Origin of the sequence: Lysinibacillus sp. NPDC097287 (assembly GCF_044761695.1) — a bacterium.
In the GTDB taxonomy this organism is placed as follows: Bacteria; Bacillota; Bacilli; order Bacillales_A; family Planococcaceae; genus Lysinibacillus.
Window position 1 is genome coordinate 44,980 of the sequence record NZ_JBIWCX010000020.1, and the last position, 11,739, is coordinate 56,718.

Annotated in this window: 10 protein-coding genes; 6 read left to right on the top strand and 4 right to left on the bottom strand. The window is 41.7% G+C overall.

All coding sequences use genetic code 11. The features are described 5' to 3' along the window. Nucleotides 1-42: 42 nt before the first annotated feature. Nucleotides 43-576, bottom strand: a complete 534-nt coding sequence (locus ACIQ2D_RS20065) for a tryptophan transporter (protein ID WP_402867077.1) — start codon at nt 574-576, stop codon at nt 43-45. Between the two features lie 126 nt (nt 577-702). Beyond that, nucleotides 703-1,116 (bottom strand): HIT family protein, encoded by a 414-nt coding sequence (locus tag ACIQ2D_RS20070; protein WP_402867078.1) that lies wholly within the window; start codon nt 1,114-1,116, stop codon nt 703-705. Nucleotides 1,117-1,309: 193 nt separating this feature from the next. On the opposite strand from ACIQ2D_RS20070, the gene ACIQ2D_RS20075 reads away from it, so the two are divergent. Further along, nucleotides 1,310-2,050, top strand: a complete 741-nt coding sequence (locus tag ACIQ2D_RS20075; protein ID WP_402867079.1) for an ABC transporter ATP-binding protein — start codon at nt 1,310-1,312, stop codon at nt 2,048-2,050. After that, nucleotides 2,043-3,227 (top strand): ABC transporter permease, encoded by a 1,185-nt coding sequence (locus ACIQ2D_RS20080; RefSeq protein WP_402867080.1) that lies wholly within the window; start codon nt 2,043-2,045, stop codon nt 3,225-3,227. The genes ACIQ2D_RS20075 and ACIQ2D_RS20080 overlap by 8 nt, the downstream gene beginning before the upstream one ends. 602 nt (nt 3,228-3,829) lie before the next feature. On the opposite strand, the gene ACIQ2D_RS20085 is transcribed toward ACIQ2D_RS20080, so the two are convergent. Both ACIQ2D_RS20085 and ACIQ2D_RS20090 read right to left on the bottom strand, forming a co-directional pair. Then, nucleotides 3,830-4,990: a M20 metallopeptidase family protein gene (locus tag ACIQ2D_RS20085; RefSeq protein WP_402867081.1), complete on the bottom strand. Its 1,161-nt coding sequence runs from the start codon at nt 4,988-4,990 to the stop codon at nt 3,830-3,832. Between the two features lie 66 nt (nt 4,991-5,056). Then, the gene (locus ACIQ2D_RS20090; protein WP_402867082.1) at nt 5,057-5,578 is read right to left on the bottom strand and encodes an antibiotic biosynthesis monooxygenase family protein; all 522 of its coding nucleotides are present in this window, start codon (nt 5,576-5,578) and stop codon (nt 5,057-5,059) included. 229 nt (nt 5,579-5,807) lie between these two features. On the opposite strand from ACIQ2D_RS20090, the gene hemE reads away from it, so the two are divergent. The 4 genes from hemE to ACIQ2D_RS20110 all read left to right on the top strand — a co-directional run. Then, nucleotides 5,808-6,857 (top strand): uroporphyrinogen decarboxylase, encoded by a 1,050-nt coding sequence (gene hemE, locus ACIQ2D_RS20095; protein WP_402867083.1) that lies wholly within the window; start codon nt 5,808-5,810, stop codon nt 6,855-6,857. 105 nt (nt 6,858-6,962) lie between these two features. After that, nucleotides 6,963-7,883, top strand: a complete 921-nt coding sequence (hemH, locus tag ACIQ2D_RS20100; RefSeq protein WP_402867084.1) for a ferrochelatase — start codon at nt 6,963-6,965, stop codon at nt 7,881-7,883. A gap of 23 nt (nt 7,884-7,906) precedes the next feature. Beyond that, nucleotides 7,907-9,328 (top strand): protoporphyrinogen oxidase, encoded by a 1,422-nt coding sequence (gene hemY, locus ACIQ2D_RS20105; protein ID WP_402867085.1) that lies wholly within the window; start codon nt 7,907-7,909, stop codon nt 9,326-9,328. Between the two features lie 706 nt (nt 9,329-10,034). Beyond that, nucleotides 10,035-11,739: collagen-like domain-containing protein (locus tag ACIQ2D_RS20110; protein ID WP_402867086.1), on the top strand; the 1,705-nt coding region annotated here is incomplete at its 3' end.

The window sequence follows — 11,739 nt, forward strand, 5'->3', positions numbered from 1 at the left end:
CTGACCGAGTGATTTTACATCACCGGTTAGCTTCTTGAATGTTTAAGCTTGTGAAATGGCTGTGCTGAATTTAGAACGTCTCACTAATTTTGTGACAATCGGATAAATAATCACGAATGCTACAACGTTAAATGCAACTGCTGGTAATACAACGCCTGCGAATAATACGGCGAATGTTGCACCTACGTTTGCATTAAATACAAATAGTGCAACTGATAGAAAAACACCACCAGATAAAATTGTCCCTAAACCAACTAATGCAGCTGACACTGCGATATTGCTCACAACTTTTTTCAGTACAACAACTACTGCTAAAAATACAAAGCCAGTCACAGCTTTATCGATAATATTTGGAACTAGACCTGCTGGGAATGTTGTAAACAAACCAGATAACACACCTGTAGCTAATGAAAGTAAGAATGTTTCCTTTACCGTAGGGAATAGTAAAATCCCGATAAACATCATTGTTAACATAAAGTCTGGTTTCATACCATTCACCATACCCGGTGTGACCACATAAAGTGCAGCGCCGACACCTACTAAAAGTGCCATTAATACTAAGTTTTTCGTATTCATTTCTCATCTCTCCTCGACTATTCTGTCTAATCTCTTTGTCTCCTAACGTATCCTCGTGACCGTTAGCGAAACTTATCTGTGATTTTACGCTAAAACGTGTAGATTTGCAATATAGTAATCTGAAATTTAAAGGTGAGCTTTAATGCTTTCAGCTACTTCTACTAGTTGTTCAGCAGTATAACTTTGTGTTTGCCATTTTAAAGCTAGTCCTTCTTTTTCGTCGTAGCGCGGAATAAAATGTAAGTGGTAGTGGAAAACAGTTTGCCCTGCTGCCTCACCATTATTATTAATTGTATTCATGCCAATTGGGTTGAATGCAGCTTTAATAGCATTTGCCACTTTTGGTGCTGCTGCATATAAATTGCGTGCAACATCCTCTGGCATTTCGAAAAGATCTTTGCAATGATGCTTAGGAATTAATAATGTGTGACCTTTTGCTACAGGTGAAATGTCTGTGAAGGCATATACGTGGTCGTCTTCATAAACTTTTGTACTTGGAATTGATCCATCAATGATTTTGCAAAATAGGCAATCGCTCATAGTAATATCCCCCTTATTATATAGGTAAGCTAATCCCACTCAAACAGAAACTAAGAGTCCGGTTGGTTTAGCTAAGCATAAATGGGGAAAACATGTCCCCGTTTATGGAAGTTTCACTTTATTTTATCACACTCATAACTGAATCATTTGCTAATTTTTGATAAAATGAAAACTAAGAAGAGGAGTGAATGGCATGGCGGTATTAGAAGTTCAACAGGTAACAGGTGGCTATACAAGAAAGCCTGTTATTAAAGATTTATCGTTTACGATTGGAAAAGGGGAACTTGTCGGACTTATTGGTTTAAATGGTGCAGGGAAAAGTACAACGATTAAGCATATCATTGGAACGATGCTGCCGAAAGAAGGCGACATTCGTTTAAATGGTGTAACGCTAAAAGAAAATATGGACAAGTATCGTACTGCGTTTTCTTATATACCCGAAACGCCAGTATTATATGATGAATTGACACTGCGTGAACATTTACAATTAACAGCGATGGCGTATGGTTTGAATGAGGCAACGCTTGCCGCTCGTTCTGAGATTTTATTAAAAGAATTTCGTATGGAAAAGCGCCTAAATTGGTTTCCTTCTCATTTTTCTAAAGGGATGCGCCAAAAGGTAATGATTATGTGTGCCTTTTTAGTAAATCCAAGTCTTTATATTATTGATGAGCCGTTTGTTGGTTTGGATCCATTAGGTATTCAATCATTACTCGATCAAATGGATGAAAAGAAAAAAGAGGGCGCTTCTATCTTAATGTCGACGCATATTTTATCGACGGCTGAAAAACATTGTGATCGTATTATTTTATTGCATGAGGGGCGTGTGCGTGCACAAGGAACGATGGCAGACCTTCGTAAAGCTTTCGGGATGCCGAACGCAACTTTAGATGATTTATATATTGCGATGACGAAGGAGCAGGACAATGAATAACTTGCGTGATGTGTGGTCTTCGCGCTTCGTGCACTATATCAGTGAAGTGCAAAAGTATATGCAGTTTATCTTTACAGGGCATATTGCAATTGTACTAGTGTTTCTTGTTGGTGCAGGGGGCTATCAATATAGTGAATGGTTAAAGGTAGTATCTACTGATTTTCCTGCGCAGACGTTAATTGCGGTCATTGTTGGTATTATTTTAGCATTTAGCCGCCCAACAACTTTACTGCGTGAGCCAGACCAAGTGTATTTATTACCGTTAGAATCGAAAATGCCGCAGTACTTTAAAAAGGCACTTGCTTGGACGTTTTGGTCACAGGTGTGGTTAGTAGCGATTGTTTACATTATTAGTATACCGTTGTTAAAGGCTGTTACAGCATTAACAACATTTGAAATTTGGGCAATGTTTATCTTGATTGTAGTGTTGAAATATTTGAGTGTACAAGGGGAATTTAGCTATCGTTATAGTGCACGTGGACATTTTATCTGGGGAGATAGATTTATACGTGCTATTATATTTGCGCTTGCGGTTTATATGGGGCTACATACACAACTTGTTTTAGCATTTGTGTTGACCGTAATTGCCTGTGTTTATGTAGTAGTGTTCCGTAAGAAATGCGTTGGCGAACCGGTTCCATACGAACATTTTGTGAAGCTTGAACAAAATCGTATGATGAGCTTTTATCGTTTTGCTAATTATTTTACAGATGTACCACATTTGCATGGTAGTATTCGGCACCGCATCTGGCTTGATTGGTTGTATAAATTTGTGCCATATTCGAAAGGGAATGCACAGAAATATTTAGTATTCCGTACATTTATCCGTACAGATGATCACTTTTATTTATGGGTACGTTTAACAGCTATTTCAGCTATTATTGTGGCATTCGTGGATATTCCTATTGTGGTATGGATTGTTGCTGCTGCATTAAGTTTTGCAACAACTATTCAATTAAAGCAAGCGCTATTATCAGGCGGAGACTTCCGTATGGACATGCTATATCCACAACCTGATAATTCAAGGAAGATAGCCGTACAGCAAATCGTCCGACTAGCGATGATTGTTCAAGCTATTATTGTAGGGCTGTGTGGTATTATGCAGCCGATGTTCTTTATCACTATTCTCGTAATTATTATTGTGAGTGAATTGACTGCTAAGATGACAAAGTCATGAGGCAATAGATTGGACGGGGGTAGCTGGGGTAACGGGTGTTGTTGCTCGGTTAAGGCAGAGGAACGCTCAGGTAGCGGGTGTTACCGCTCGGGTAAAACAGAGAAACGCTCAGGCAGCGGGTGTTACCGCTCGGTTAAAGCAGAGAAACGCTCAGGTAGCGGTTGCTATCGCTCGGTTAAGGCAGGGGAATGCTCAGGTAGCAGTTGCTATCGCTCGGTTAAGGCAGAGGAAAGCTCAGGTAGCGGGTGTTACCGCTCGGTTAAGGCAGGGGAACGCTCAGGTAGCAGTTGTGATCGCTCGGTTAAGGCAGAGAAACGCTCAGGCAGCGGGTGTTACCGCTCGGTTAAGGCAGAGGAACGCTCGGGAAGCAGTTGTTACCGCTCGGGTAAAACAGAGAAACGCTCAGGTAGCAGTTGTTACCGCTCGGTTAAAGCAGAGAAACGCTCAGGTAGCAGTTGCTATCGCTCGGTTAAGGCAGAGAAACGCTCAGGCAGCGGGTGTTATCGCTCAGTTAGTACTAAGTAACGCTCATGTGCGACATTCATTAAGTAAAATAAAGCTCATTTTTACCAAATGTACTGGTGAAAATGAGCTTTTAATTTTTAATCTGCTAATTGGTAGTCAAGAGCGGCCGTTAACAACACTTTGGCTGCAACGAGCATACCTTTTTCATCGATATCAAACTCAGGATGGTGGTGAGGAGCATAATTTTTTGGTGCAGCACCAGTAAAGAAGAAAGTACCTGGCTTTTCTTCTAAATAATAAGAAAAGTCCTCTCCTCCCATTGTCGGCTCCATTTCAAATACATCACAAATATCCTGTGCAATATCACGTACAAATAATGTTTCTTTTTCATGATTGACAATAGCGGGATATCCACGCCGATAGTCTAATTCAATAGTACAATCATGAGCAATTTCAGTTCCTTGAATAATACGTTTGAATTCGCGTTCAATTGTGGCACGTACATCCTTATTGAAAGTACGAACGGTACCATTTAGGTAAGCTGAATCTGCAATAATATTATCGGCATTTTGCGCAACGAAAGAACCGACAGTTACCACTGCTGATTCTGTTGGTGCCACACGACGAGCAACAAGTTGCTGAAGGTTCATGACAAGCTGTGAGCCAATCACGATAGCGTCTTTTGTTTGATGAGGTTGGGCACCGTGACCGCCTTTACCTTGGATTTTCATGTCAAAGCTATCCACAGCAGCCATCATTGGTCCGACACGGTAGCCAATTGTACCAGTTGGGTGGTTGGACGATAAGTGTGTGCCAAATATCGCATCTACCCCTTGTAAAACGCCAGCCTTCACCATTCCTATAGCACCACCTGGGTCAGTTTCCTCTGCATGCTGATGTATTAGAATATAGTTGCCCACTAATTCATCACGCACTTCCCATAACAATTTACCAATAATTAATAGAGTAGCTGTATGACCATCATGACCACAAGCATGCATAACGCCAGGTACTGTTGATTTATAAGGTACGTCTTTTGCGTCCTGGATGGGTAAAGCATCAAAATCAGCACGTAAGGCAATTGTTTTACCTGGCTTATTTCCATTAATACGTGCGATAAGACCATAACCACTAACATTTTCTTCTATAGGGACGCCAAGTTCTTTATAAAAATTTGCTATGTACTTTGCTGTTTCTTTTTCTTGGAAACTTAGCTCTGGATGCATATGAAGATGGCGACGGATTTTTTGCATTTCTTCAAAATGGGCATCAATCTTTTTAAGTAATAATTGGTTCAATGTTAGGACTCCTTTACGTCAATATAATAAGACAAGTCCCGCTTAGACAAGAAGGGACTTGTTGGGTTATTCCTCTTCTTCTTTTTTTGCAACAGTATAAGTGGTTACGTAGGATGCAGCAGAGAAAATATTTTGCTGACGTACGCCTGTTGTAGCAGTTTCTTTACGATCTGAGTGAGCTGATTTAAAGGCCTGAGAACGTTTCCATGCTTCAAATGAATGAGGACCATTCCACTGTGTCAAAACAATATAGGTGTCACCGTTTAATGGACGTAGTAATCGGAAGGCAACAAAACCAGGTTCATTTTCAATGGCACCTTCGCGATTTAAAAAGCGATGCTCAAACACAGGACGACCTTCATCGGTTACAGGAATATTGTTGAACACAAAGAAGCCTCGATCTTCTAAAACATTTGTGGAATCTAGCACTTCAAATTTACGAGGCGTCGCAAATACAGATTTGCCCTCTGTTTCATGAATGAGTACAGAGTTCCCATCGCCATGGATTAAAATCATGTGCTCTTTTGGATATTTATTTTTTACTTGTTCCATAAATTCAGCTGTACCAGAAGTTAAATAAATATGCATAATTAACGTCCTCCTTCTAAATATTCACAATACAATGATTATATCCATTTAAATTCATGTCTAACGCTTTGTCAAAAAAGAAGGATAGTAGAAAGAACAATTTTATGACATTTCACTTGGAAAACTATACAATGGCTAAGGAAGCGTTTACTATTGATAACGGATATCAATAATTAGAGGTAAATGATAAAATATTTGGATAATTTTAACCGAGGGGAAGGAAATGTTCATGACAACATTTAATGATACACTTCTGCGTGCTGCACGTGGAGAACGAACAGAACATACACCAGTCTGGTATATGCGCCAAGCAGGACGCTCACAACCAGAATATCGTGCAATAAAAGAAAAATACTCTTTAGAGGAAATTACACACCAACCTGAACTTTGTGCGTATGTCACACGTTTACCAGTGGAAAATTATAATGTAGATGCAGCTATTCTGTATAAAGACATTGTGACGCCACTACCGGGTATCGGCATTGACGTGAAAATTAAGGCAGGTATTGGTCCTGTTATTTCAAATCCAATTCGTACAGTAGCAGATGTCGAAAAATTAGGTGAGTTTAATGCAAAAGAGCATACTCCTTTCGTTTTAGACACAATTAAACTATTAACAGAAGAACAGCTAAATGTACCGTTAATCGGCTTTGCTGGAGCACCTTTCACACTAGCAAGCTATATGATTGAAGGCGGCCCTTCTAAAAATTATAATAAAACAAAATCATTTATGGTGTCAGAACCACAAGCATGGTTTGCATTAATGGATAAGCTTGCAGATATGATTATTGCAGATATCGCTGCACAAGTTGAAGCGGGTGCAAAAGCCATCCAAATTTTCGACTCGTGGGTAGGCGCATTAAGTGTTGAGGATTACCGAATATTCATTAAACCGATTATGACTCGCATTTTCGGAGAATTAAGAAAAGAAAATGTACCACTAATCCAATTTGGTGTTGGTGCAAGTCATTTAGTAAATGAATGGCATGACTTACCACTCGACGTTGTCGGCTTAGATTGGCGTTTACCTATTAGAGAAGCACGTGCAAAAGGCATTACAAAGCCAGTGCAAGGTAACCTAGACCCATCGTTATTGCTTGCAGATTGGTCAATTATAGAAAAACGTACGAAGGATATTATTGACCAAGGTCTAGAAGTTCCTGGTCATATTTTCAATTTAGGTCATGGTGTATTCCCTGAAGTAGATCCAGACGTATTGAAACGTTTAACTACACTTATTCACGAATACAGTGCACAGCAAATTAAAGCACAAGCATAAAAATCAAACAAATTGCGCGTAACTAGCGCAATTTGTTTTTGTCACAATATGTACAAAAAATGTACCCGAATCGGAGTTTAACTATTATATAGAGGTGAAAGATTAATGAAAGAAGTTAAAGGTTTATTAGTAATGGCTTATGGAACACCTTACAAAGAAGAAGACATCGAACGATACTACACACATATTCGTCATGGACGAAAGCCTTCAGCTGAGCATCTAGAAGATTTACGTAGCCGTTATGAGGCAATCGGTGGCTTATCACCTCTTGCAGAAGCAACAAAAGCACAAGCTGAAGCTCTTTGCGCACGATTAAATGAAGTTCAAGATGAAGTAGAATATAAATTATTTATTGGCTTAAAACATATTGAACCATTCATTGAAGATGCTGTAGAAGAAATGGTGGCAGTAGGCATTAAAGAAGCGGTTTCTATTGTATTAGCTCCTCATTTCTCAACATTCTCTATTAAATCTTATAATGGTCGCGCATCAGAAGCAGCGGGAGACCGTCTTACTGTTACTTCTGTGGAATCTTGGTATGACCAACCGAAATTCATTCAATATTGGCAAGAGAAAGTGAATGAAACATTTGATGCAATGTCACCTGAAGAACGTGAAAAAGCATGCTTAATCGTGTCAAATCACTCATTACCAGTGAAAGTAAAAGAAATGGGTGACCCATACGAAGATCAATTAATCGAAACCGCTCGTCTTATTCAAGAAGCAACGGGCGTAAAAAATGTAGAAGTTGGCTGGCAATCGGCAGGACAAACACCAGAGCCTTGGTTTGGTCCAGACGTACAAGATTTAACACGTGATTTATATGAACAAAAAGGTTACCGTTCATTTGTCTATACACCAGTAGGTTTTGTAACTGAGCATTTAGAAGTTCTTTACGATAATGACTATGAATGTAAAGTTGTTTGTGATGAGCTAGGAGCAAACTACTATCGTCCAGCTATGCCAAACACGCACCCATTATTTATCGATGCAATGGTGGATGCCATTCATAAAAAACTAAGCTAAGCGAAAAGAAAGTGATGATGTAGGTGACTCAGAAAAGACGAAAGGTAGTTGTCGTAGGTGGCGGTATAACTGGCCTAACAGCTGCTTTCTATATGCAAAAGGAAGCACGTGCAAAAGAATTGCCGCTAGATATCGTACTTGTCGAGTCGTCACTACGTCTTGGCGGTAAAATCCAAACACTGCGAAAAAATGGATTTATCATTGAACGTGGACCGGAATCTTTCTTTGATCGTCATGATGATATGTATACGCTGGCAAAGGATTTAGGCATTGAGAATGAATTAATTACAAGCAATGCTGGACCAACCTATATAGCAGTAGGTAGTAAATTATATCCAATTCCAAGCAGTCTCATGTCAGGAGAAACCCCGCATATCTCGCCATTTATAACATCAGGATTGTTTTCACTAAGTGGGAAAATTCGTGCAGCCGGGGATATTGTACTTCCTCGTTCTGCACAAATTGACGACCAATCTTTAGGTGAATTTTTCAGAAGAAGATTTGGCACAGAGGTTGTTGAAAATCTTGTAGAGCCTTTGCTCGCGGGAACTTTTGCTGGGGATATCGAGCAGATGAGTATGTATTCGACGTTTCCACAGCTATTTAATTTAGAGCAGAAACATCGTAGTTTACTTGTAGGGATGAAAAAGTCTGGAGCAAATTTTTTAAGTAACGAGCACATTGCAAAAGATAAAGGTATCTTCCAAACATTTACTAATGGACTTGAAACACTTGTCGAAAAGTTAGAAGAATCACTACTTCCTGGTACAGTGTTGAAGGGCGTCAAAGTGGAAGAGATTGAACATGGTAAAGACAATACTGTGCAAGTAATATTAAATAACTTCACACAAATAAAAGCCGACGCTGTTATAGTCGCTACACCATTTAATGTAGCGCAAAAGATATTTAGTAAACAAAATCTACTAACCGAGTTGAAAACGATGAAGGCAGCATCAATTGCTACAGTGACGATGGCCTTTAAAAAGGAACAACTGGGTGACTTAGATGCCCTTTCGTTTTTCGTCTCTCGAAATAGTGATTTTACGATTACATCCTGTACATGGAGCAATCGTAAATGGCCCAATACGACACCGGAAGATTATGTGCTTTTGCGCAGCTACATCGGACGTGTTGGAGATGAAGCGATTGTTGCGTTATCTGATTCAGAGATTGAAAAGACCGTATTACAAGATTTGAAGAAAACAATTGGCGTTGATGGTGCACCGGTAGAAACGATTGTATCGCGTTGGAAAAATGCAATGCCCCAATATACAGTTGGACATGAAGAAAAAATTGCTCGTGTGAAGCAAGAATTACAAGAACACTTCCCAACGGTGAAGCTGTCAGGGAGCTCATTTGAAGGAATATCTATTCCGGAGTGTGTCAAGCAAGGGCAAACGGTGGCAAATGAATTGTTGAATGAAATATTTATGCTCCAAAATTGAAAATACAGTATTTGTAATTAGCATGGTCAATCAAGAAAAGTAGTACAAACTGATACAAAGGTTTGTACTACTTTTTTTATGTAATAAGATTGTAACTTAAAGCTATAAGGAAATTTAGCGTGATATAGAGCGTAGTAAACTTCCCTCAAAATCAAGCCCCCTAGAACAAAACATGCTTATTTTTAGGGATAGAAAAAATACATCCGTAAGAATAAGTTTCTTAGGGATGTATTTCATATGGTTTCATTAATTAATTCTATGACATGACCAAACAATGCCAGGAGAGTTAGAGCTAGTGCTCCCTAAATTAATTGCCAGAGTCAAGCCGTTTGCTACGTAGTTTAAGCCAATTGTATCTCCTGCATTCAATCGGACTTCACCAGCTAGTGTAACGGTTCCACTCCCTAAAACTGCTCGGATAGTTAACAATGTTACAGCTAAGTTTACTATAGGAAATAATCCACTTATTAAATCTGTCGCTGTAGGTGTTATTCTGTTAATGACGAATGTAGGATTAATACCTGCACCTATGCCAAGGGATATAGCTGCAGCTGTAGAGTAGTTGATGGTTGCTTCAAAACAATATCTTCCGGTTGATGGAACTGTAAATATACCTGTTGTAGCATTAAAAGCAGCAGTGGTGAAATAAGGAGCCGCTGTACTCCAGCCACTAATACCTGTAGATCCAGTAACGGCTAAAGATGATTTGAATGCTGAAAAGCCTTCTGTAAAAGCAGGTCCAGTAGGCCCGGTAATACCAGTAGGGCCAGTAATACCAGTAGGGCCAGTAATACCAGTAGGGCCAGTAATACCAGTAGGGCCAGTAATACCAGTAGGGCCAGTAATACCAGTAGGACCAGTAGGGCCAGTAATACCAGTAGGCCCAGTAATACCAGTAGGACCAGTAGAACCAGTAATACCAGTAGAACCAGTAATACCAGTAGGCCCAGTAATACCAGTAGGGCCAGTAATACCGGTAGGCCCAGTAATACCAGTAATGCCAGTAGCACCGGTAGGTCCAGTAGCACCAGTAGCGCCAGTAGATCCGGTAGGTCCTGTTGATCCAGTAGCGCCAGTGTCACCAGTAGGTCCAGTAGATCCAGTAGATCCAGTAGCACCGGTAGATCCAGTTAATCCAGTGGGTCCAGTTGAGCCAGTGGGTCCAGTAGATCCAGTAGCACCGGTAGGTCCAGTGTCACCAGTAGATCCAGTAGATCCAGTAGGTCCGGTAGCACCAGTGTCACCAGTAGTTCCCGTTGGTCCGGTAGGTCCAGTCGATCCAGTCGATCCAGTAGCGCCGGTAGGTCCAGTGTCACCGGTAGGTCCAGTGTCACCAGTAGATCCGGTAGGTCCAGTAGCACCAGTGTCACCAGTAGTTCCCGTTGGTCCGGTAGGTCCGGTGTCACCAGTAGATCCAGTAGTACCAGTAGATCCGGTAGGTCCAGTGTCACCAGTAGTTCCCGTTGGTCCAGTAGAGCCGGTAGGTCCAGTGTCGCCAGTAGTTCCAGTCGATCCAGTAGTACCGGTAGCGCCAGTTGAGCCAGTAGGTCCAGTGTCGCCAGTAGGTCCAGTAGATCCAGTAGGTCCAGTGTCGCCAGTAGGTCCAGTAGATCCAGTAGGTCCAGTAGTACCGGTAGCGCCAGTAGATCCAGTAGGTCCAGTGTCGCCAGTAGGTCCAGTAGGTCCAGTAGATCCAGTAGCACCGGTAGCGCCAGTAGATCCAGTAGCACCGGTAGGTCCAGTGTCACCAGTCGATCCAGTAGCACCGGTAGATCCCGTTGGTCCAGTAGGTCCGGTAGGTCCAGTGTCGCCAGTAGTTCCAGTAGTTCCAGTAGCACCAGTAGGTCCAGTAGTACCAGTAGGTCCAGTAGTACCGGTAGCGCCAGTAGATCCAGTGTCGCCAGTAGGTCCAGTAGATCCAGTAGCACCGGTAGGTCCAGTGTCACCAGTAGATCCCGTTGGTCCAGTAGGTCCGGTAGCGCCAGTGTCACCAGTCGATCCAGTCGATCCAGTAGTACCGGTAGCGCCAGTTGAGCCAGTAGATCCGGTAGGTCCAGTAGATCCAGTAGCGCCGGTAGGTCCAGTGTCACCGGTAGGTCCAGTGTCACCAGTCGATCCAGTAGCGCCGGTAGGTCCAGTAGCACCAGTAGGTCCAGTAGATCCAGTAGCGCCGGTAGGTCCAGTGTCACCAGTCGATCCAGTCGATCCAGTAGCGCCGGTAGGTCCAGTGTCACCAGTCGATCCAGTAGCACCGGTAGATCCTGTTGGTCCAGTAGCACCGGTAGCGCCAGTAGATCCAGTAGATCCAGTAGCACCGGTAGGTCCAGTGTCACCAGTGGGTCCAGTTGATCCAGTAGATCCGGTAGCGCCGGTAGCACCAGTAGTGCCAGATTCACCAGTAGATCCGGTAG